The 23,971-nt window shown below is 34.2% G+C and carries 21 protein-coding genes; 8 read left to right on the top strand and 13 right to left on the bottom strand.

Annotated features, from left to right (window positions below; genetic code table 11):
* Positions 1-6 precede the first annotated feature (6 nt).
* A complete protein-coding gene (gene adeC / locus ABLB96_RS11495; RefSeq protein ID WP_348897501.1) occupies positions 7-1,401 on the top strand; it encodes an AdeC/AdeK/OprM family multidrug efflux complex outer membrane factor in 1,395 nt (464 codons plus the stop codon).
* A gap of 147 nt (positions 1,402-1,548) precedes the next feature.
* On the top strand, positions 1,549-3,522 hold the full coding sequence (locus tag ABLB96_RS11490; RefSeq protein ID WP_348897502.1) for an alpha/beta hydrolase: 1,974 nt from the start codon (positions 1,549-1,551) through the stop codon (positions 3,520-3,522).
* Positions 3,523-3,566: 44 nt separating this feature from the next.
* On the opposite strand, the gene ABLB96_RS11485 is transcribed toward ABLB96_RS11490, so the two are convergent.
* Together ABLB96_RS11485 and ABLB96_RS11480 are read right to left on the bottom strand one after the other, a co-directional pair.
* Entirely contained in the window at positions 3,567-3,974 is a 408-nt protein-coding gene (locus ABLB96_RS11485; protein WP_348897503.1) for a hypothetical protein, read from the bottom strand.
* Positions 3,975-4,163: 189 nt separating this feature from the next.
* A complete protein-coding gene (locus tag ABLB96_RS11480) occupies positions 4,164-4,760 on the bottom strand; it encodes a TetR/AcrR family transcriptional regulator (protein ID WP_348897504.1) in 597 nt (198 codons plus the stop codon).
* Between the two features lie 81 nt (positions 4,761-4,841).
* On the opposite strand from ABLB96_RS11480, the gene ABLB96_RS11475 reads away from it, so the two are divergent.
* Both ABLB96_RS11475 and ABLB96_RS11470 read left to right on the top strand, forming a co-directional pair.
* On the top strand, positions 4,842-5,597 hold the full coding sequence (locus ABLB96_RS11475; RefSeq protein ID WP_348897506.1) for a hypothetical protein: 756 nt from the start codon (positions 4,842-4,844) through the stop codon (positions 5,595-5,597).
* A 78-nt stretch (positions 5,598-5,675) separates the two neighbouring features.
* Positions 5,676-7,049, top strand: a complete 1,374-nt coding sequence (locus tag ABLB96_RS11470; protein WP_348897508.1) for an FAD-binding oxidoreductase — start codon at positions 5,676-5,678, stop codon at positions 7,047-7,049.
* Between the two features lie 78 nt (positions 7,050-7,127).
* Here the strand turns inward: ABLB96_RS11470 and ABLB96_RS11465 are convergent, their stop codons facing one another.
* Positions 7,128-8,027: a LysR family transcriptional regulator gene (locus tag ABLB96_RS11465; protein WP_348897509.1), complete on the bottom strand. Its 900-nt coding sequence runs from the start codon at positions 8,025-8,027 to the stop codon at positions 7,128-7,130.
* A gap of 110 nt (positions 8,028-8,137) precedes the next feature.
* On the opposite strand from ABLB96_RS11465, the gene ABLB96_RS11460 reads away from it, so the two are divergent.
* The 3 genes from ABLB96_RS11460 (at position 8,138) to ABLB96_RS11450 (ending at position 10,971) form a co-directional block, all read left to right on the top strand.
* Positions 8,138-9,061, top strand: a complete 924-nt coding sequence (locus ABLB96_RS11460; protein ID WP_348897546.1) for an alpha/beta hydrolase — start codon at positions 8,138-8,140, stop codon at positions 9,059-9,061.
* Positions 9,062-9,149: 88 nt separating this feature from the next.
* The gene (locus tag ABLB96_RS11455; protein WP_348897510.1) at positions 9,150-9,908 is read left to right on the top strand and encodes an SDR family NAD(P)-dependent oxidoreductase; all 759 of its coding nucleotides are present in this window, start codon (positions 9,150-9,152) and stop codon (positions 9,906-9,908) included.
* 22 nt (positions 9,909-9,930) lie between these two features.
* A complete protein-coding gene (locus ABLB96_RS11450; protein WP_348897512.1) occupies positions 9,931-10,971 on the top strand; it encodes an NAD(P)-dependent alcohol dehydrogenase in 1,041 nt (346 codons plus the stop codon).
* 231 nt (positions 10,972-11,202) lie between these two features.
* On the opposite strand, the gene ABLB96_RS11445 is transcribed toward ABLB96_RS11450, so the two are convergent.
* The 10 genes from ABLB96_RS11445 to ABLB96_RS11400 all read right to left on the bottom strand — a co-directional run bounded on the left by ABLB96_RS11445 (position 11,203) and on the right by ABLB96_RS11400 (position 22,315).
* On the bottom strand, positions 11,203-12,039 hold the full coding sequence (locus ABLB96_RS11445) for a formyltransferase family protein (protein ID WP_369029382.1): 837 nt from the start codon (positions 12,037-12,039) through the stop codon (positions 11,203-11,205).
* A gap of 26 nt (positions 12,040-12,065) precedes the next feature.
* A complete protein-coding gene (locus tag ABLB96_RS11440; protein ID WP_348897516.1) occupies positions 12,066-12,854 on the bottom strand; it encodes a PIG-L family deacetylase in 789 nt (262 codons plus the stop codon).
* A 180-nt stretch (positions 12,855-13,034) separates the two neighbouring features.
* Entirely contained in the window at positions 13,035-13,262 is a 228-nt protein-coding gene (locus tag ABLB96_RS11435; RefSeq protein ID WP_348897518.1) for an acyl carrier protein, read from the bottom strand.
* Positions 13,252-14,127 (bottom strand): hypothetical protein, encoded by an 876-nt coding sequence (locus ABLB96_RS11430; protein WP_348897520.1) that lies wholly within the window; start codon positions 14,125-14,127, stop codon positions 13,252-13,254. Before ABLB96_RS11430 ends, ABLB96_RS11435 begins: the two co-directional genes overlap by 11 nt.
* A 14-nt stretch (positions 14,128-14,141) precedes the next feature.
* Positions 14,142-15,566 (bottom strand): AMP-binding protein, encoded by a 1,425-nt coding sequence (locus ABLB96_RS11425; protein ID WP_348897523.1) that lies wholly within the window; start codon positions 15,564-15,566, stop codon positions 14,142-14,144.
* Complete coding sequence (locus tag ABLB96_RS11420) at positions 15,559-16,836, bottom strand: condensation domain-containing protein (protein ID WP_348897525.1); 1,278 nt, start codon at positions 16,834-16,836, stop codon at positions 15,559-15,561. The genes ABLB96_RS11425 and ABLB96_RS11420 overlap by 8 nt, the downstream gene beginning before the upstream one ends.
* 55 nt (positions 16,837-16,891) lie before the next feature.
* On the bottom strand, positions 16,892-18,586 hold the full coding sequence (locus ABLB96_RS11415) for a 1-deoxy-D-xylulose-5-phosphate synthase N-terminal domain-containing protein (protein ID WP_348897527.1): 1,695 nt from the start codon (positions 18,584-18,586) through the stop codon (positions 16,892-16,894).
* Complete coding sequence (locus tag ABLB96_RS11410; protein ID WP_348897529.1) at positions 18,576-19,826, bottom strand: DegT/DnrJ/EryC1/StrS family aminotransferase; 1,251 nt, start codon at positions 19,824-19,826, stop codon at positions 18,576-18,578. Before ABLB96_RS11410 ends, ABLB96_RS11415 begins: the two co-directional genes overlap by 11 nt.
* The gene (locus tag ABLB96_RS11405) at positions 19,811-21,130 is read right to left on the bottom strand and encodes a nucleoside-diphosphate kinase (protein ID WP_348897531.1); all 1,320 of its coding nucleotides are present in this window, start codon (positions 21,128-21,130) and stop codon (positions 19,811-19,813) included. The genes ABLB96_RS11410 and ABLB96_RS11405 overlap by 16 nt, the downstream gene beginning before the upstream one ends.
* Positions 21,131-21,292: 162 nt before the next feature.
* Positions 21,293-22,315 (bottom strand): D-alanine--D-alanine ligase, encoded by a 1,023-nt coding sequence (locus tag ABLB96_RS11400; protein WP_348897532.1) that lies wholly within the window; start codon positions 22,313-22,315, stop codon positions 21,293-21,295.
* Positions 22,316-23,013: 698 nt separating this feature from the next.
* Here ABLB96_RS11400 and ABLB96_RS11395 point away from each other — a divergent pair.
* Positions 23,014-23,970 carry a D-alanine--D-alanine ligase gene (locus tag ABLB96_RS11395; protein ID WP_348897534.1) on the top strand — a complete coding sequence of 319 codons (957 nt, stop codon included), beginning with the start codon at positions 23,014-23,016 and terminating at the stop codon, positions 23,968-23,970.
* Position 23,971: the final 1 nt, after the last annotated feature.

The following is a 23,971-nucleotide window of genomic DNA, read 5'->3' as shown; positions in this document are numbered from 1 at the left end:
AAAAGCATGTCTAAGTCGGCTGTCTTATCTCGTGGATTTATGATTTCCACACTCTCATTTACTTTAACTGCATGTATAAGCATGCAGCCGCCACAACCTACTGTTAAATCTAATATTCCTCAAGATTTCGCTGAAACCTATGCTGGTCCTTCAATTGCTGAAAAGGGATATAAAACCTTTTTTTCCGATCCTCGTTTATTAGAAGTTATTGAAATAAGCTTGAATAATAATCGCGATTTACGTACAGCAGCGTTAAATATCGAGCGTGCTCAGCAGCAATACCAAATTAGTAAATATGACCAACTTCCTACCATTGGTGCTACAGCCAATGCCATTAGGCAAGTTAATCCTTCGGTAAACCCTAACAACCCTTACTCTACGTTTCAGGTTGGTTTGGGTGTAACGGCATATGAACTGGATTTTTGGGGACGTGTTCAAAGTCTTAAAGATGCAGCATTAAATAATTACCTTGCCACGCAAAGTGCAAAAGACTCCACGCAAATTAGTTTAGTGAGCCAAGTTGCACAAGCATGGTTAAATTATTCTTTTGCAACAGCCAACCTAAAACTTGCAGAACAAACCTTACAAGCTCAACTGGATTCGTACAATCTAAATCAAAAGCGTTTTAATGTCGGGATTGATAGCGAAATCCCTTTACGCCAAGCCCAGATTTCGGTCGAAACCGCACGTAATGATGTCGCAAACTACAGAACTCAAGTTGCACAAGCGCAAAACTTGTTAAATCTTTTGGCTGGACAAGCGGTTCCATCAAACCTGCTTCCAACTCAGTCGGTTAAAACAATTACTCAAGAAAAGACTTTCTCAACTGGTTTAAGTAGCGATTTACTACAAAACCGCCCAGACCTAAAAGTAGCTGAATATCAACTTCGTGCAGCTGGTGCCAACATTGGCGCAGCAAAAGCCCGTATGTTCCCAACCATCACACTTACAGGCTCAGCAGGATATGCATCGACTGAACTTAAAGATTTATTTAAATCCGGTGGCTTTGCATGGTCAGTTGGCCCTAGCATAGACCTGCCTATTTTTGATTGGGGAACCCGCAAAGCCAATATTAAGGTTTCAGAGATCGATCAAAAAATTGCGCTTTCTGAATATGAAAAAGCGATTCAGGCTTCTTTCCGTGAAGTTAACGATGCCTTAGCTGCCCATGCTCATATTGAAGAGCGCTTAAGTGCCCAGCGCCGTTTGGTATCTGCAACCGATACCACTTATAAGCTATCTACAGCCCGCTTTAGAGCTGGAATCGATAGTTATTTGACTGTTTTGGATGCTCAGCGTTCTGCATATACTGCACAACAAGGTTTGTTGGTTCTCGAACAAACCAAATTAAATAATCAAATTGAACTCTATAAGGCCTTAGGTGGAGGGTTAAATAAATAACCCACCACTCATAAATAGTTTAAAGGCTAACCAGCATCGTCCTTAGCCTTTAAATTTCTGTTTTTTATAGAAGACGTTATTTATTTCCCATCTTTATTTAGTTTAGTCGAATTGTGCCTTGCCTTATTCAGTTCACGAGGTCTATTTATGAACATGCTTGTACTCCCGTTACGCCAACATTTATGTATTCTCAGCCTATTTAGCATCTTCATAACAAGTGGCTGTCAGTTAGTGAGTTTGAAGAAACAAACACTTCACACCACTATTTCTAACGAACGTAATAGTATTCTCACCCAAAACAAATTAAGTGAAGCCAGCCTAAATGTTTTATATATGGCTGGTATGGATTCAAAAAATTGCATGCAAACTCCAGAAGCATGTATTGCTGATTTAGAGAAGATTCCACAAATTCAGGAAGAGCAATTATTATCTACTGCCAGCGAACTCTATCTTTCAAAAGCTTTGGCTCTTTCAGAATCTTATAATTGCCAAGCAAACAATGACGATTGTTTGGAACAAGAACTTCAAGCTTTAGATAAAAGTATTCGCTATAGCTATGCTTATTTATTTAAATCGTCTCGCCAGCCGCAAGATCGTATTTTTGATAACCGACAGGTTCAAATCCGAGATTTTTATAATCAGGCACTCAACCAATTAGTAAATGCTTATGGTGAAAAAAATACCTCTGCAACAATTCCCTCCGAGATAAAAATTGGTAAAAGTACCTATACGATTGATATTGACTCTTATCAAAAACTACAAGGCAAACAGCTAGAAAAATTCACCTCAAGTTACAACATGAATTTTTCTGGTTTGAGAAGCATTAACCGTCGTGATGGTTTTGGCTCAGATTTTGTGGCAGTTTTACACGCTAATGAAGAGACGTCTGAAAAAGAAAATCCATATATTCTGGATCCCTTAACTTACAATTATCCAAATGGCATCAATCCGAATATCCATAAAGCCCATTACCTTGCCTCTACGCTTGTGGCCGAGCCGCAAAATGAGGGCGCTTCTCAGAGCGACATATTAAACAGTCCAGATTTCAAAATAAAAATTTATGACCCGTACAATGTTGAAAAAATTAATGTTGCAGGCAAAGAATACTCTTTAGCAGCAAACTTCTCTGCGCCTTATGGTCTATGGTTAGCCGAAAATAATCTTGGTGCAGCCGCATATTTAACTCTGATTGATGGTAATCAACGTTTAAACATGCCGCATTTATATATGCTTGAACCTTACAACCCCAATAAAAAAGTCATTGTATTAATTCATGGACTTGCCAGTAGTCCCGAAGCATGGATTGCAGTCACTAATGAAATTATGGGGGATAAAGTCTTGCGTGAACATTATCAAGTTTGGCAAATATTTTACTCAACCAATATGCCTATTTTGGAAAGTCGTTTTCAAATTTACGCATTACTCAAGCAAGCATTTGGATCTCTTAATCCAGAAGACCCCGCTGCCACCAATGCCGTTTTAATTGGTCACAGCATGGGAGGAATTATTAGCCGACTATTAGTGAGTAATGCCGACATTTCAAAAGAAGCTTTGCCTATGATGAGTCAACATGCACAAGCACGTATGAGAAAACATCCAGTCATTGGTGAACGTTTAAAAATGCAGGCTATTCCAAACTTTGATCGTGTCATTTTTCTTGCAGCGCCTCATCGTGGAACAAGCTATGCCGATCGCTGGTTTACTGTAACAGCACGAAAAATTATTCGATTACCTTCTACTTTTTTAAAAACATTAACCGATACATTGACGAGCTATGATGACGACCTTAAAGACTTTGTAAGAACAATTAATAATAAACTTCAAAATGGTCCTAGTGACTTAAGTAATAAATCTGAGTTTATGGAACTCACCTCAGGCATAACGCCGAAAGAAGGATTAGTTTTCCACTCTATTATGGGCAATATCACAAAAAGCGATGATCCGAACACCATTACAGACGGTATTGTTCCGTATAAAAGTGCTCATTTGGATGGCCCCATTTCAGAAAAAGTCATTAAAGGTGGACATTCAATTCAACTCAAGCCCGAATCAGTCTTAGAACTTCGTCGGATCTTGAGTCAACATTTAATAGATCATGGCTTATACAAATTAAAGAACTAAAAATAAAAAAGCTAAAGTGGTAGTACTTTAGCTTTTTTATCTATCTACTGTTCAGTTTCATCTATGTGTTTACGAATTTCTTCTCGCCATTTTACCGCGTTTTCTTGCTGTTTATTGAGTAAGACACCGAGCATATAAGCTGTGATAGCTGCACCAATTAAAGCAATTCCACTTTCATAAATAATATCGATAACGAACTCCAAAACACCTGCCGACAAAAAATCGAATATTCCTGAAAATTTAAGGAATTTTGCAATTGCGACAATCACGGCACCTAATAATGCACCCGTCCATAAGAATATTTTATGAATATTGATAGGTGCTGTGACTTGGTCAATTTGGTCAGGATACTTTCGGTAGTACTCGATTTCATCCGCTGTCACTTTGGCAGATGACTTAAATAATAATTTAATAAAAAGTGTATCTTGATCAAGTTTTGAATTTTTCTTCATAGATACCGTGCTTTATAGGTTTTCTAATCTTTTATCTTACCTATTGTTGTTGAGTACGCAACCATTGCATAAAAAGATCTAACCATTTATGTATAGCTTTACCTGCCTACTAAAGCTTTTTAGCAAGCACGGGATTAATTCATAGTTTATATGAAAATATTCTATTGATTTTAAAAAGTTATCCTAAATTTATTTTAAGCCATTTAAAATCATTAATACCGTTTGCTCCATTTGCTTTTTTCTTTGTCCATCATTCACACCTTGAATACTGAATGCCCAATAGGCTTCAAATAAACAAACCATTACATATGCAGCTGAACTAATCGCCTCTGGAGTTGCCTTTGGATATTCTTGTGCCAATTGATTTTCAAAATCCGGAAGCCAGTGTGTTGTCCAAAGTGTATGCAACATTTGCTGAATAAATGGATTTCTAGCACTTTGAACAACCAACTCGAACCAAACAATCAAATCATCATGCGTTCGATACACTTCAGGTGTGAACATCATTATGATGCGTTCATTCAATGGTTTTCCATTAAAACGATGAAGAATTTCAGTGCCCATTTTTCCAATATAGTGCTCAATGAAAGCATTCACTAGCTCTGCACGTGAAGAAAAATAATGATGTACGAGAGTACGTTGCATGCCTGAAGCTTCCGCGACTTTAGCAAAGGTAATTCCTTCCAGCCCTTCTTTTGCAACCACCGAAACAGCTGCTTGAAGAATTTCATACGACCTTTCCTGAGCTTTACTTGGTCGTCCTATTTTGTTTTCCATCATCGTCATAAATAAAAAAATGTTTACTAATTAATCATAGCATATTATTTTACTGTCATGACAGTCAATTAATTAAAAGGAAGTCATATTATGAAAATTCTTGGTCTTGATGCAGGTAGCGAAACGGAAGCTACCGTGTCAAAAATCTTAACGAATAGTGGAATGACACATACTGCCCTATTGGAAATTGTAAATATCTTTGGGCTTATTGCTTGTATTGCTCTTGCGCTTTCAGGCTGGATCTACGGCGCGAAATTCCTTAAGAAGAAAAACTACCTGCTTGGTTTAGAGTGGTGGGTGGTTGCATTCTCTGCGACAAACTTTGTTTCCTACATGGTTACAGGTTGGAATGTTAATTTTTCAATTACCATGTTTCTCGACTCATTCTCACGTAGTTTCGGCATGCCGATCATTGGTGTGCTTGGTTTGATGGCACTGACCCATAACTATAAACCCTCTACCCTTAAAGAAATCCTGCTATTCGCATTTTCATTTGCCGGAACTTTTGTAGTCTTTCTGGCAGATTTTTTTCAAGAAATACGTCCCTATTTTTACGTCATCATGTGGGGCTTTCTTACGATTTATCTCTGCTATTTCATCATTTGCCTAGCACGCGCTGGTGAAGTTTTCCATGCGTTAGCCACCACCATAACGGCTGTGGTGAGTTTGGCCGTAGCCGTCGTATATGACTTCTTCCCTATTCCTGGTGACACTACCCATATGATTTTTATGACTTGGGCTTTCGTAACGTGGGGCTATGCCATCATTCAGTTGTATTACGCCTATGCGGCTCTAGAGCGCTCGCAGAATATTTCCATTCAATCTTTTATTCCAGCTCGCCAGTAAAACGCGCTACGTGCATTGTTTTTAAAAAAGATTAAGGACAGCGCTCTAGCACTGTAAAATCATATAGAAGGATAGCGAATGAATTATTCAAATGAACAAGTGATGAGTGGCAACCCTGAAGCTATGCCATTTCGTCTTCTGGGTGGCTGGATAGAACAGCCTAGTGACCTTCAACCTGAGCTGATCGGCTCTGTCAGCGCAGATGTCATTGTGGTTGGTGCTGGTTTTGCCGGACTATCTACAGCTCTTGAACTTACTGCTCGTGGTGCAAAAGTGGTCGTGCTTGAGCAAGAGTTCGGTGGTTTCGGTGCCAGCGGTCGTAATGCTGGCTATCTGCTCGGTAGTATGGGAATTGAATTCGAAGTGTTCGCCAAGCGCCTCGGCGTTGAGCGTGCAAGGCAGTTTGTCAATTTCTACGACGAGGGCGTGACCTATGTTGAAAAACGTCTGGTCGAGTTAGGTATTGATTGTGATTACAACCCTTCCGGCATTATACGCGCCGTTATAGACCCTTCGCAGGAAAAATGGCTACGCCGCAGTATGAGAGTTGGCGAGGAACTAGGGTCTCGTACTCGCTTTGTAGATCAAGCCGAAATGCGTGCTCGCGGGATTCCCCCAGCTTTTCTGTTTGGTAGCGAACAGCGCGGCGGCACGTTAAACCCCGGTAAATACGTGAGTGGTTTACGCCGTGCAGCTCTTCAGGCAGGAGTTAAAATTTATGAAAAAACACCATTGCTCTCTTATAGCGAAGGCCCAATCATTACTTGCAAGACTGCTCGCGGTAGTGCCAGCGCACCCATCATGGTGTTAACCACAAATGCTTTCACACCTCAGTTGGGACTGCTACGTGATAAGGTTGCTCCAATACGAGTCTCGGCGATTGAAACCCAACAACTATCTCCAAAGCAATTGGAATCGCTGGGTTGGCCCGGCCGAGAAGGTATTATTACACCGCACCTTATGATGGAAAGCCATCGTCTGACTGCTCACAACACAATGGTGTTGACAGTTAAGAAGTTGAATTATGTTTATGGTTCAAAAACGCCGAACGTACCAGATCAAGATGCCTATGCGGCACTCGCACAGACCTTATATGAACGCCATCCAACATTAAAAGGTCTTAGTATTAAGCACTGCTGGAGTGGTTACGTTAGCGTGGCTTATGACTTTTTACCTGTGGTTGGATCGACCGGGCCGCATCAAAATATTATCTATGCAGCGGGCTGTACAGGTCATGGGCTTGCGACTCAGTCGCTCATGGGACAACTTCTTGCCGAGAAAATTAAAGGAATAGAAAGCCCTATTCTGAAAAACTTATATCATAAGACTCCATCTACGCTACCTGAACCATTTCAGTGGTGTGTATTTAAAACTGGCTTCAAGGCGGCTGCATTTTATGACCGTCTAACTGACCGCAAAGCGCTTGCAGCTAAAAAGGATTCAGAAACCTAAGCATTTTTAGTACGGTAAATCATAAATGGACTATTTTTTGTAGTCCATTTTTAGTTTTATCTAAAGACCAAGTTGTCACTATCCTTTATCAAAATTTTCTTTTAACGCATCGATTAAGATATTTAATAAAGGCGCTTGCTCACGTCTATGAGGATAATACAAGTGATAAGGTTCATAGCTATGTCGCCAGTCCTTTAGTGTTTCTTCTAACTCACCACTTTCAATATAAGGTTGAACCATATCAATAGGTAGATAAGCGATTCCTACACCACTTCTTGCTGCTTGAAGCACTGGAGATAAGGTTGTAAAAATAACTTTAGCGTTAACGGTAACTGTCTGAGTTTTACCTTGTTTAGTAAATTGCCAACGATAGAGCTCACCATGCGTGGGTAATCTTAAATTAATACACTGATGTTCAACTAAATCTTTTGGTTGCTTAGGGTGACCATAACAATCCAAATATTCCTTAGTGGCAACCGTTAGCATTTGTATTGGCTCACTTACTTGTAAAGCGATCATATCTTTAGAAACCAAACCGCCTCTTCGAAGCCCTGCATCAAAACGACCATCTACAATATCGACCAGACCATAATCAGATATGATCTCTACTGAAATTTTAGGAAATTGTTGTATGACTTTTTCAACGGCGGGCCATAAAACAGTCTGGATGCCATATTCATCGGCACTAATACGTAATGTTCCTGCCGGATCGTTTTTTAAAGCACTAAGCTGATTCATGCCATTTTCTATTTCTTCAATGGCAGGTTGAATCAAGCTAAGCAGATATTCACCTGCTTCTGTCGGTGCGACACTTCTGGTGGTTCGTGATAATAGCTTTATACCAATTCGGTCCTCTAAATTACGGAGTGTTTGGCTAATGGCTGATTGTGAAGTTCTGAGTTTTGCAGCCGCACGAGTGAAGCTTCGCTCCTGTGCAACCACAATAAATGTATGCAAATCATTCAGATTTTCTTTCATTATTTATAAGTATTCAATATAAGTGCTATCTGATTATAGTGGATTATCATAATAAATCACCACGGTTATATTTATTTCATCGACCAAGTTTTTCTTTCGGAGATAAGATGATGAAAACTGTAACTTTTAAAAATAAAGATATTGATGTTTTTGCAACTATTCGTTTTCCAAAAGATTTTGATGAAAACAAAAAATATGCAGCCATTGTATGTGCCCATCCTATTAGTAGCTGTAAAGAACAAACTGCCGGCGCAATCTATGGTGAGAAACTGACTGAAGCTGGTTTTATAACGTTAGCATTTGATGCATCTTATCAAGGTGCTAGCGGTGGTGAACCTCGTTTTCTTGAAGACCCTGCAACACGTGTAGAAGATTTCCGCTGTGCAGCCGACTATTTAACAACGCTTACTTATGTTGATGAAAACCGTATTGGTGTATTAGGTGTATGTGGTGGCGGTGGTTATGCAGTTAATGCGGCTATGACTGAACGCCGTTTTAAAGCGGTGGCGACTGTGGTTGCGGCAAATTATGGTCGTTTAATGCGTGAAGGCGACCAAACACCTGAAGCTGCCATTAAAACTTTAGAAGCCATTGCAGCACAGCGTACTGCGGAAGCTCGTGGTGCCGAACCATTTATTACTCAGTACATTCCAAACTCACAACAAGAGCGTGAGCAAGTTGGCATTCATGATATTGATATTAAAGAAGCGATTGATTACTACAAAACCCCACGTGGTCAGGCAGAAGGTTCACCAAATAAACTTCGTTTTTCAAGTTTAGCCGCTGCTGTTGGGTTTGATGCATTTCATTTGGCAGAGCACCTACTCACTCAACCCTTACAAATAGTGATTGGTGAAATTCCGGGCGGGTTCGGTTCTTATCGTGATGGTTATGAGCTATTTAGCAAAGCTGCTTCTAAAGATAAGAATCTTTTTGTAGTTAAAGATGCAAGTCATTATGACTTATATGATCAACCTGAACCTGTTGCTCAAGCCCTAGAAAAAATTATTCCATTTTTTCAAAAACATCTTTAAGTCATAAATTGGAAAGTTTCTCAATCGGGGAAACTTTCCACTGCCTTCACCTCGTGTTTCACCCTCTCTTTATAAGCTGAATATATCTATGAAAACTGTTCTTATCACTGGTGCCAGCTCGGGTATCGGTAAAGCGCTGAGCTATAAATTTGCGGCTGAAGGTTTTAATTTAATTATTGTTGCCCGCCGCATTGAGGCACTTGAGCAAATCAAACAAGACATTGAATCAAAATATCCTACCATTAAAGTTTATGTTGAAACTGCCGACTTAAGTAAAGACGGTAGCGCAAAACAACTTTATGAAAAGCTAAATTCGTTCCACATTGATGTTCTTATTAATAATGCAGGCTTTGGCGATTATGGTTTTCCATGGGATGTTAATCTCGAGAAAGCCAACGATATGATTAACCTGAATATTAAGGCTTTGACGGATTTATCTTTGCTGTATGTAAAAGATTATGCAGACAAAGATTCAACCTTAATCAATACCGCTTCAATTGGTGGATACGCCCAATTTGATATTGCAGTCACCTATTGCGCCACTAAGTTTTATGTTGCCTCGTTTACCGAAGGTCTAGCTTTAGCTATGCAGTCTCAAGGCAAAAAAATGCGAGTTAAAGTCTTGGCACCGGGTGCAACGGCAACCGAATTTGTAGGCCAAGCTTCTGTTAATGGTAGCATAGATGGCGATCACCTGTTTAGTCCAGAAGCATTTATTAGCGCCGAACAATTAGCGGATTATGCCTACCAACTGTATCAAAGCGACAAAGTGGTTGGCATTGTCAATGAGCAAAATGACTTCGATCTCAAAGATCTTATTTACCCTCGAGTAGTTCTTGGCTCATAAATTCAAAAGTTGAGATTTAAAGATGAAAACTTATGGCTATGCTGCTGTAGAGCAAGGTACGTCCCTTGTGCCATTCACATTTGAACGTCGCGAATCAAATGGCGATGACGTGACAGTCGAGATTTTATATTCAGGCGTCTGCCACTCAGATTTGCACATGGCAAAAAACGACTGGGGACGCACGGTCTACCCACTGGTTCCCGGTCATGAAATTGTTGGCAAAGTAATTGCCATTGGTCGAGATGTGACCAAGTTTAAAATTGGTGACCATGTCGCCGTGGGAACTTTTATTGATAGTTGTATGGCTTGCGATCAATGTCAAAAAGGTGAAGAGCACATGTGCCGTGAAATTTTGACAGAAACCTACAATGGTCAGGATCGGGTCACAGGTGAAAATACCTATGGTGGATACGCCAAGCATATTGTCGTGAAGGAACATTTTGTTCTAAGCATTCCGGACCGTTTAGATATTTCGCGTGCAGCACCTTTACTATGTGCAGGTATTACTACCTATTCTCCTCTACGTACTTGGAACGTTGGCCCCGGTACTCGTGCAGGTATTATCGGACTTGGTGGTTTGGGTCATATGGCCGTAAAACTTGCTATAGGCTTAGGTGCAGATGTCACGGTACTTAGCCGTTCAAAAAATAAAGAAGCAGATGCTTTGCAATTGGGTGCACATCACTTGTTAGATACTTCAGATGAGGCTGCTATGCAGCAAGCATTGAATGGCTTTGATGTGATTTTGGACACAGTGCCAGTAAAACACGATATTAACCCTTATATTCCATTATTAGACATTGATGGAACTTTTGTGGTGGTTGGACAATTAGGGTTACTTGAAGAGCCGTTTACCGTTCCAATGATTATGGGCCGCCGTCGAATTGCAGGTTCTATGATTGGGGGTATCGCTGAAACTCAGGAAATGTTGAATTTCTGCGCCCGTCAAAATATTTTACCTGACTGTGAAATGATTCGTATGGTTCAAATTAATGAGGCATTTGAGCGCCTAGAGCGTTCTGACGTGCGGTATCGTTTTGTGATTGATATGAGCACCTTATAAACTCAAATACGTTCTGACTAAATTTTCTAGTTGAGAGTTGTTTCCTTTCTAAAATCAGCGCAAAAGATTAAAGATAATGGCCCTCTCAGCTAGTTATTAGACACGTAGTATGCGCCAATCAAGAAAAAGCTTATCTATCAAAATACATAACGAACCTCCCTTTATAATACGTGTCTATGTCTAGAGCAAAATATCTAATACACTTGTGCATATACAACAAATTAACATTAATTATTCTAAATAAGGAATGTAAAAAAGCTCACGATTGAGTTTAGTCTGCTCAAGCTTATATGCTTTAAATTTAAACCCTACAAGCTTTCTATAATAATATTTTAATAATTTATTAAAATTAAAATCAGAGTTTTTTGTATATTTCCCTTTGTCAATCTGTTTTTCAAGTTTTATTTCATTATTATTTTGATAATTTTCGATAAAATCTATTACTAGAGAACAACCTGATTCCATGATTTTTACAAAAATTTCCTTAGGTGTATCACTTTGTTTAATTATTGGTCTGCATTGTCTTATTATATCTCCACCATCAATTTTACTGTTTAATTTCATCAAAGTGCCCCCTATATCATTTTTAGATCCATCTATATATGCAAAGAGATGAGAATGTGCACCTCTATAATTTGGTGAGATTCCTGAATGAAAATTAATAACTAGAGGAGCACAGTTTATTATACCTTCTCCGTATATCGGCCCTCCATGACAAAAAACGATATCAGGTCTAAGCTTCTTTATTTTCTCTATAACTTTATCTGAGTTTATATCTTCACAATGATATGCTGGAATTGACTTTATTTTCAAATTATTTTTAAATATATCGTCCGCATAATTATAACCAATATTATTCTCTCCCAAAATATCATATGCTATAGATGATGATAGTTTATTTCTACTTCTAAATTCTTTGCTTTTAAAATATTCTAGGGTTCTTGAAGTTGGTCGTTTCCAAACTTTAAAATAAAAAACTGAAACTACATTTAATTTTTTTGCCATTTCTGATACAAAATAATTCATATGTGGTTTATTTCCAGTAATAATTACTATATTTTTGTTCATCTAACTACCTCTTATCAATTAAAAAATTACATACTAATACTAAGCTCAAAACCCATACTTTCCAATAAATTTATTGCGTCATTGCATGCCCAATAATTTTCACCTCCTATATTATTTAACTTATTTGCCATATTTAAAACTTCTTCTCTAGAAAATTGTGAGGCATAACTATTTAATAGATTAACCCATAAATTCAGATTAAATTTATACTTGCTTTTTATTGTAAATAATTTTTTACCAATTGATAACTCAATATCTCTTACTCTATCTTTAATATCATCATTACTCATATCAAATCTATACGGTATATCCTCATATACTAGGATTGGAGCTTCTTTAAACCTCATTGAACTCGTTTTCGATACTATTACATGATCTTTATGTTGGAGTCCAAGTGGTAAAATTGCAAGTTCTGGTTTTTCTGGATATCTAGATAATTTATCGAACAATTCATGGATATATCGCATAATTTCACTTTTATCATGCTTATAATAATTATCAGGTCGATAAATATCACACTTTGTATCCCACTCTTCTCTAAGAGGAGAATCATTCATACCAATACTGATTACTTCGATCATATCTAAAGCTATTTTTTTTACATATTTTCTATCTTCTAACTCTCTTTCCCTACTAATATATTCAACACTTTTATTTTTCAAATAGGGAGCGTAATTAGTTCTGGTAAAGCAACTTATCAACTTACATTGAACTTCTATATTTTTTGTATATAATTCATGTAATAATGAAGAAATAGATAACGCAATATCATCTTGATGCGGTGATATACAAATAATTAAAGGTTTTAATGACATTTTTTCTCCTAGTTTTAGTTTATTAAGATACATCAAAATATCCTTTCTCAAGTGATATGAAATAATTTATATTTAAAAAACGAGGCACATGGTAAACCACCTCAATCAAAACCCATGCACCAGGGAACAGAATTTTTTAAAATATATTTATTATTTAAAAATTTTAAATATATTTTAATTTTATTCATATATTTTTTGTTCAGTTATCTTAATTAAGTTTCCTAACGTCGGAGAGCAAAAGAAATCATTAGGATCTAACTCTATTTCAAAAAAATTATTTAGATCAACTAATAAATGAATAGATCCTAATGAATCTCCACCAACATCAAAGAAATCCTCACTAAGTTTCTCTTGAGAATCTTTAGTTCGATTTTTCCAGATTTTTATAACGTTTTGTTTAATATTCATATATATACCCATATTTTTTGACTTGTGAATTACTATTAATTGCAATTTTTAGAATAGGATCCTTTTTCAGATAACTCATAACTAAATTTATAAATTCCTTTACATTCTCCTCATACATTTCTCCTGAAATAGTTAACTCATCAAAATATAAAGTATAAAATAAAGACTTTATCTTAGAGTCTATATTTAACTTATCAAAACTTCTCAACCATTTATGTCCATTATCATAAATATCAAAACTTGCATATATACATTGAATGAATTCAACCAGTGCATATTTGATAAGATATTTATAAAGTCTTGGGTTTCTAGTCTTGTGAATAATAGCATCTTCCATATGTTTTAAAGCACCAACTAAGTTTCTCAAAACACAAAATAACCTTAATTTACCATCTTCTTTTACTTTAGATAAAAATTGACAATATTCAGTTTCATAGATAGACCAGCTATTAAATATTCTAGAAAAAACATGAAGTTCTTGCACAGTGAAGTTACATTTTGTATGATCCAATCTATTTAATATTCGAGTGATTTTATCTTGCGAAACAAATAAAATATCAAATTCAATATTATTGTAAAATACAACTTTATTAAAAAAAGCTAAAGGATCATTATCAAAAGAATAAAAACCATTAAAAACAGCATTATCTTTAGTATTAAAATTTATATTTTCATAATTAGTTATACAAATTATATCTATATCAGAAACTTCACTAGCATTTCCTTCCGGAATAGAACCAACTAATAAAAATAAAGCCTGATTATTATCATGAACATAAGTGCATAGTAAATCATTAATACTTTGACCTAATAATTTTTCAAAGTAATTATTAAATTCAAAAATATTATTAGAAAGGTAAAACATAAAATATATTACTCCTAAGTTGATAAAATTTCTTTAGCAATAGTTTTAAGACTACTATAATCCAACTTGCCATTTTGATTTAGAGGAAACCTATCTAAAACCAAAATATTATCAGGCTTCATGTATGACTCCAATTTATCATCAATAATATTCTTAACAATTAAAACATCTATTTTATTATTTATTATAAATATTATTTTTTTTACATCATCTAAATCTAAATCAATAACTTCCAATTCAATATTATTTAAACTATTTTTTATAATACTTTTTATTTCATTGATATCAATTCTATATCCATTACGTTTTATCTGGAAATCATTTCTACAGACAAAATTATAATTTCCATTTTTATCTTTATAAACTATATCACCTGTTCCATACCATTCATTTATACATTCATCTAATAAATATCCAGAAAAAACTTGTCCCCCAGAAAGAAATAATTCTCCTATTCCTTTTTCATCTGTTAACGTAATTTTTGATTTAATATTTTTTAGATCAGTACCAATTGGCAATAGATAAGTCTCATAATCTATATCTAAATCAAAAAGATATATTGTCGAAAAAACAGTTGCTTCTGTTGGACCATATGCATTGTAAACTTTAGAGTTTGGGACAATATTTAACCATGATCTTGCTAATTGAACGGGCAATCCTTCACCACAAAATATAGTGATACGGATATTATTTAAAATATATTTTTTAATCTTATTTAATTCCATGCAATAATTTACATAACTTGGAACAGACATCCAAATAGTAATTTCATTTTCCTCAACAAATTTTAATGGATTTCTTTTTTCAAAATCATCTGGTATTACTAAGCAAGCACTATTACCTATAGTTAAAAATATTTCAGCAATCGAGAAGTCGAAAAAATAATCCGCATAAAAACTTACTCTATCATCTTCAGTTATATCAACAACTTCTTTCATTGAATCGAGGAAACATTGAAGATTAAAATAAGAAATTCCTACTGCTTTAGGCAATCCTGTACTTCCTGAAGTAAAAATTATATACGCATAGTCTCTTTCTGAATTATTGTAATTACAAATAATATTGTTACTATTTTTTAAATCATTTAGATTTATAATATCAACTCCTTCAATAATAAAATTTTCATCAGAAATAATATTTTCTATACCATAATTTTTTAATATATTTATCAATCTATTTTTTGGTGTTTTTTTATTCAAAGGTACATACGTATTTCCACTATGCATTATAGCCAGTAATATACATAAAGAGTTATAACTTTTATCAAACATAAAACCAATTTTTTGGCCATTATTTGACTCAACTCTACCTCCTATTGACAAAGAGTACTGAATTACATCTTTATAAAGTTTATCATAAGAATATGATACTCCTTTGTAGATTACAGCATTATTTTTTCCTTTAGTTTTAGAAAATAATATTTCAATAAAATTACGCATAACTATCTACCAAAAAATTATTAAATTCACTTTTAAATTTAGTTAAAAGATTATTAATAGAAATACTAGAATAAATTTTATTTGAAAAATCTATGGAAAAACAATAACTACCATCCCTAATATAAAACCCACTACTTAAAATAAAAGCACGTTCTGAGTTTTCATTCATTTTATTTTCTATATTGATATTTGCTACTTCAACATCATCTAAATTTATTTCTCTATTTTCTAAAGCAATATTTATAGATATTTGTGCCTCAGGAATATTTACTAACAACGGAAGTTTGACAATATATTTTAAAATTCCATAACTAGAACTATTAGCATACATATAATACATTTGTGTTCTTAAAATTTCTATAAGTTTTTCTGCTGGCAAACTATTTTCTATAGAAAACGGAAAAACTTGATTTAACCAACCAACTAGATTAGCACTATTTATTTTATTACCAAAATATTCTCTTCCATGATATACAAGATATATTAAGTTATTTTTCATCTTACCATTTGACCAAAAGTAAAGTGCTCTTGAATATGAAATTAATAAAGCAATAGCCAAATCCCTTTTACTAATTCTATTAATAATTTCTTTTATATTACCAGTTAGTTTTATTTCTATTTTTTCTGAATTCTTCTCTAGTAAAAGTTGACCATCAAATTCACCTAGACTATCAAATTTCCTTAAATAAAAATTTTTCCAATAAAATATAATATTATCTTTTAAATTTTTTTCATTTTTCCAATATTTCCTTACCTCTTCGACATATTCTTTGTATGATATTTTTTCACCAATCTTAGGGTCCTCAAGTAAATTAAAAAATCTATTCTTTATCATTACATATGAAATTAGATCACAAGTAATATGATGAACTAAAAAATATATATAAAATTTTTCATTGGCATCTATAGTAATAAATAATTTAAATAATTCTTTATCTCCACCTAGTGTGCCTTTATATTTATTTATCCTATAAATAATATTATTTTCAATATCATCTTTTTTTATTGCATCAACACAACCAATATCAATATAATTTTCTACATTATATACTTCCTCTATAAACTCAAAAATTTCTTCATTAAATATTTTAAATTTAATTCTTAAACTTTCACATTCCTCTAATAAAATTTCTAATGAGTAGAGTATTTGTTTTATATTTATTTTTTTACTACTAATATAAACTTTCGAACTTATAAACCAATCATAAAAATTTGATTTTTTTTTGAGAAGGTATGAATATCTATTAGGAAGGCTTTCTATATATTCCATAATTATAACCTCATCTATAAATTAATAAATATTAAATTTAAATCCTTAATAAAATTTAAAGTTTAATTTCATCAAGAAACTCTAGACAAGTCTTAGCAATACTACTGGAGTCAATTTTATTGATTTCCCATTGCCAAAAAATATCGCCATGTGGAGTTAATTTGTTAGTAATATATACTTGCTTAAGGGGTACTAGTGTTTTCCACATTGCACCAATGATATTTCCTACTGAACCAGTTTCAGCGTGTTCTTCAACAATAATTACTGGCCCTTTATTTTGAAAATAAGATACGGTATTTTCACTAATAGGATGTAGTTTAATTAATTCTATTACATTACAAGTAATATTATTTTCTTCTAAGATATCAGCAGCTTTTATGCATTCTTCAAGAATTCTACCATGACTAATAATTGTTATATTATCGCCATATCGATGAGTACAGATACCCATTGTCCTGTCTAAAATTGTTTTTTCTGAGTTATTAATTAGTCCTCCTTTAAAAATACGAATTGCTAAAGGAGCACTTCTTTTTTTCCAGAATAATTCTTGAACTATATTAAATAAATTATTATTTGAACAAGAGTACACTTCCATCATTGGACATGACCTTAAAATTGCTAAGTCATAAATTCCATGATGTGTAGGACCATCTTCAGCTCCAAGACCACATCTATCAACTAATAAAACTACTGGAGATTGATTAACACCAATATCATGTAAAAGTGCATCTGCGGAACGTTGTAAAAAAGTTGAATATATATGTATGAAAGTCAAATCAAAACTTTTAGTAGCTGCTGCGGCAATTGTAAAGCCAGTATGCTCTGCAATACCTACATCTAAATAGTGAATTTTACTATCTTTTACAATACGACCAAAACCTGCTGTCTCAGCCATTCCTATCGAAATAAAAAATAATTTTGATTTATGCGCGGCATTAATCAAAAATTGGCTCAAGACTTCTTGTGAACTTTCTTTTGAAGCCGGAAAAAGATTTTTTCTTTTTACTGACTGAATTGCATGATATTTAAATGGATTAGAAGAAGCATACTCATCACTATAGCCTTTAACGGTAGACACATGGATTAATGAGCTCTTTCCCAAATTTTTGAGTTTTTTTAGTTTAACTGCTAAATCAAGAGGTTCATTACCATTTATAGTGCCAGCAAAATCTATATCTGCAGCTAGTGCCAAGGCTTCATAACGAGAAGAATTCAGAGTTCGTAATGAAGACACTGCATCTGAAATACTGTGCCCATTATCATTTACTATAATTAGAACTGGACGTTTAGCTTTATGTATTAGTAAAAGTGACTCTAGCGAAACACCATTTGCAAAAGCAGCATCTCCAACAATAACTATTACCCAGTCATCAGAAGGAATCACTGAAAGCCCCATAGCTATTGCTAATGCAGTACCAGCGTGTCCAACACGAAAATGATCATGATTAGACTCTGTAGGTTCAGGAAAACCACTGATACCATGGGCCTGACGAATAAATTTAAAATCTTCGTGTCTGCCTGTAATTATTTTATGTGCATAGCATTGATGTCCTGTATCAAAAATAAGTTTATCTTGTGGAGAATTAAAGACATAGTGTACAGCTACGGTAATCCCTACAACACCCAGTGGACTTGCATAATGTCCACCAGACATTTCGATGGATATTTTTAAATATTCTCTTAAATTTTTTGCGAAACTATCTAGATCAAGATAAGTACTTTTTTTAAGTGTAGTAAGATCAAATTTCACAATTGCCCCTCTCCGTATCAAACAATTCAATACCAAAGATATTTATTGCTTCCCATACCTTTTCAAAAGCTTGAACCACTGCATGTAGTTGAGAAATTCCATTGGGCGGGGCAATTTCAGAAATACAGAACATGGAGTTCAAAATAGCTTTTGTATTTGGATAATTATCCAAATCATATTTATTTTTCCATATAGGAATATATTCCCACACTGGACGTGTTAACCAGACGGTTACGGGCACGTTCTCGGCAGCTAATAATTCAACTATTCTATTACGTACCTCGGCCGTCTCAGGTAATCCTAATGCTTTAAAGTTAATTCTCATGGGAACTGAACAAAAACCGCTACTCTCGTAATCCATTCCAAAGAGGCGATTAATTCCTGGTAACTTTTCAAGATGAGTAACTAGATATTGTGCATTTTCACGTCTTATCTTAATTTGTTCATCAATTTCACTAAATCTATCAATTGCAATAGATGCAGAGAAAACATTAGGGCGATAGTTATAACCGAGAGAGGATGGAGAAAATATTCTTTCGCCGTTGCGTGAGGAGCTACTTAAGGACACATTATCAACATGTTCGATTAATCCTATTGAGTTAGTGCTAAGTAAACCTAATTCACCAGAAGCTAGATGTTTTGCCCCATTTCCTGAAAGGATATATGCATCACTTTCCAAATGCAGAGTATGTTGCAAATACCGGGGGACATTTGCTGCTTGTGCACAATCATCTATTATCGCTATATTTTCTGCTCGAGCATATGAACGAAGTTTATTTCTAGAAGCACAATTACCGAAAAGATGTGTAATCTGCACTAAAGAAACATTTTCTTTATCCATATGAGATATTGCAGAAGCTTCGTCAATACAACCATCCTCAGCTGTATCAACAAAAATAGGATCTAGACCACAGTGTGCTATAGCAGCTATAGCGCCTGGCCAATTAAGTGCACAAACTATTGCTGAATTACCTTTTTCCGCAAAATAGTTAGTTGCCACATGTAAAGCAGCACTTCCAGAAGAAACTGCTCTAGAGTACTGAGTTCCACAATATTCTCTACTTCGAGCTTCGAGTTCCTCAATAAGTGGGTGATTAACACGATGAAATTTTCCACTATCTAATACTCTCTGAAGTGCATGTAGATGATTAGTGTTTGGAGCAGGCCAAGGAATAAAAGAGCTTTTCTCAACACTTGGTTTGCCGCCATAATAAGCGAGATTCTTTAATTTCTTTTGCATTTTAATTCACAATCCGAGTAAATTTTAGATAGGTTATTGTCTGACTTATATCCAGCTTTAAATGCTTTATCCAAAAGATCAGAAATTTGTATATTTTGTTTTTCTATTAACATCTGGGCAACTTTCTGATCACTGACTGCTCTATCACTTCTTCCCATACTTAAATATTCAATGGCGCATTCGACCGCTGATTGAAAATAACTATTTTCTTTCTTACTTTCTTCATCATTCAAAATTATATGAATATTATTGCGACAATGAGTATCACCCGTAAATTCGATATCCCATCCTTGAATATTAAGACTCACTACATTACTACTATGAGTACCAGCATCAATAAACTTTATATTTTTCGAAAAATAGTTGGCAATCTTATAAAGATCTTTTTCTTTACATCTAATATCAAGATCTCTTGGAACAATAGGAATCCCATAATGCCATAATGCAGTACTTCCACAGATCTCCCATGTGCTTATACCTAAACTATTTAAAATATTACTAATAAAATCAACGACATTTTCAATAGGCTCTTTTAACCACATAGGAGCTGAATCAGCAAAACTTTCAATTGCCAACCTTGATAAATTATTTTTAAATACTATCTTTTTGCTTAAAGTATTTGAATCAATAAAATTAAGTAAAGGTGAGAAATTTCCTAAGAAAAAGTTCTCGTGTACACTTCTAAATTCTGCGCAATTATTTGCGTAATTATTTAATAAAGTAAACACATGTCTTATATTCTTCTGTGGTTGCTCTTTAATTTTTGATATTATTCTATCGTCTATTTTATAATGGAAAACTTCTGATATTAAATCAATATAATTAAGTATTCCTAAATGAGCATGTGGTGAAGTTATTACATTTTTTTTCTGATTTTCCTTAATCTTACAACTATTTAATATATCAAACTCTATTGCAGCAGTTTGGGAATCATCACTACAATGTATTAAGTTTAATATCTGATTATCACATGGGAATTCATGTCTAATAGTATGCTTCAAGGAAAAAGCTGGATGAGCAGCTCCTTTTAAAAAATTAAGGAAATATTTATATGGAATTATATCCCAATACAACACTAATGAAGGGCCAATTGAATGCAGTTTTTTAACTTTATCTAATTTATTTTGGCTTAAATGCGGATATAATTGGGAAACTTGAGCAGTACCTAACTGACTGTGAAAAATATTTGTGGGCGACAAAAATAACCTATCTTTACAAAATTTCACTATCAATTTATCCAAACCTGCTTGTATTGCTTCAGGTGAAATAACTGCTAGACCTCCACTTTCTTTTTTTCTTAACATATAAATCCTTTAATAAATATTTTGAAATAAAGCTGTAATCTAAAATCATTCTAGACATTGTTTTTATACAAATGTCACGTTAATAAATTTTATAAAGCTCAAAATTCAATTATTAATAAAAATTCTTCGAATATTCTTTTATTAATAAATACTTGAAATAGCTCATTTTTTTGTACGTTTGACAGCAAGAGAAGCTATTTCCTCACATAACTGAGGGAAACTAATACCACTAGCTTCAGCTGATTTAGGTAATAGGCTAGATGTTCTCATTCCAGGTAAAGTTTCAACTTCCAGGCACCATAATTTACCATTCCCATCCATTCGAAAATCAGCACGACTATAGTCTTTAAGTTTTAATGCCTTATGAGCAGAAATTGCAAAATGACAAGCTTGATTCGCTTGCTCTGGAGTAATCTCGGCTGGAAATACTACTTTTGCAGCTTTGGTTTGATTTTTACTCTCATAATCATATATTCCTGATCTCGGTAAAATGATCTCCCCTACTGTTAAAGCCTTATCTGCAAGAATGCCAACCGTTAACTCACGACCTTCTATAAATTTTTCAATCATTACTTCATCATCATGTTGTAATGCAAAATTTACAGCATCTTGCAATTGATACGGATTCCTAACCAAAGTGAGGCCTATTGTTGATCCCTGTTTGTTAGGCTTTACGATTACAGGAAATCCGATTTTTTCACTAACAATCCTTGAATCTACGGGTGCCATAACCCAATCTGGAGTTGGGACACCTGCTTTTACAAGAAGTCGCTTTGCAATATCTTTATCCATAGCTATAGCACTTCCCAAATGCCCACTACCGGTATATGGCAATTTAGCTAAATCAAGCATTCCTTGTGTAGTTCCATCCTCACCATTCCCGCCATGTAAAACTAGAAAAACTATATCCACATCAAATAAATCACCTGTTTTAGTTAGAACAACTTGATGAATTGAGTTTTCTTCTCCCTCAGTTTCTGGCGAAAGCAATGAAGTTGAGCCTGTTTCAATTAGCATTTTTTGAGTTGATTCGTCTAAAACACCTTGTGCTGTATCAACAGCTAGAACTTCATGACCTGCGCGTTGCAGAGCTTTGACCACTTCAATGCCACTTTCAATAGAAATATCTCGCTCTGAGCTATTTCCACCAAAAAGTACTGCTATTTTTAGTTTATCAACACTCATATTATAACCTCTAAATTACAAGTATTATTTTATTAATTAAACACTTATAAATGCTAAAAAAATTAATAAGCGCATATAGACATTAAATACTTATTAAAACTCATATTTTCAACAATCTACTAAGCAAACAACTAATTATTACACTTTAAGTTTTAGTTATAAAATTTAAAAATCACTCTCCTCTATGTTTTTTACATCTTATAAAGATAATAAAAAAAAATTGCAAGTCAAATATTGAGAAATAAAATTAATAATATCCATTTCACAAAAATTAATAAATCAAAAAAAAAATCATATAATTTTTTATACCAAATATTATATATAAGTATATGTTTTATATTAAAAATAGTGAAATTCAATCAATACACAAAAAACAAAAAATTATAGCAATATATATATGAATAATGTGAATTATAATTAGCTACAAGCCCAATGACATATACAAAAGACTAACAAAACTAAATTTAATTTTTTGCAAACATCAATTATTAATATACTAAAGTAAGCAAAAAACAAATAGCTGCTTTTATCTGATGAATATATATGAATACTATGCAATTCAGAAAACAAATCAGATGGTAAATTATTGTTTTTCTTCACTGAATAATACTAAATCACATCTTTGATTATAAAGATTGAAGTAAAGTAATTTATTTGTGAACCAAAATTATGAACTAAAACTAAAGAAGGATTTAACTATGGAAAATGCAACGAAAAAATTAAAAGTTGCTATTATTTGTGGTGGCTTCTCCACCGAATCTGAAGTATCAAGAAGTTCAGCTAACGCTGTAGCTAAAGCTTTAAGAAATTCATATGCGGATATTCATGTACTTGAACTCGATAGTGAGCTTCCAAAAAAGTTGATTAATGACAACTTTGATGTTGTATTCCCAGTTTTACATGGAGCTATAGGAGAAGATGGGACTATTCAAGGTTTTCTTGAAATACTAGGCCTACCTTACGTTGGCAGTGGCGTTAAAGCTAGTGCATGTGCACTTCACAAACCTACAGCAAAGTTGATTTTTGCGGCTGCGAAACTTCCTTGTGCATTAGGTATTACCATTAATAGAGATGAAGAAATAGAAGAAGTTGTTAATAATATTTTAAAAAATGTTGGAAATGATGTTGTAATCAAACCTTGTGATCAAGGATCTGCTCTAGGGATTGAGTTTGCTCAAGGAAGTCAAAATATTGCCTCTTCAATCAAGAGAGTTTTTGATAATAGCGCAGAAGCTGTTGTGGAAAAGAGAATTATTGGTCGTGAAATCACGATAGGAGTTTTAGAAGATCATACACAAATTAAAGCTTTACCTATAGTTGAAGTAATCACTCCACTCGGTCAATGGTATGATTTTGAGCACCGTTATACTGAGGGTGCCAGTCAGCATGTAGTACCAGCTCAACTACCGCAAGATGTATATGAACGCGCCTCAGAGATAGCCATCCAAGCCCATCAAGTACTAGGTTGTAAAGATCTATCAAGATCAGATTTTATCATTACAGATTCTTCAGAAATTTATTTACTTGAAACTAATACTTTACCGGGTATGACCCCAACTAGTCTTTATCCTGATGCAGCCCGAGCTGCTGGTATATCTTTTGATGAACTAGTAAAACAATTAGTTGACACAGCGTTCATACGTGGTAGTAGATAAT

Source organism: Acinetobacter sp. XH1741, from assembly GCF_041021895.1.
Lineage (GTDB): Bacteria > Pseudomonadota > Gammaproteobacteria > Pseudomonadales > Moraxellaceae > Acinetobacter.
The sequence above is the reverse complement of the archived record's forward strand: the minus strand, read 5'-3'. Positions and strand labels throughout refer to the sequence as shown.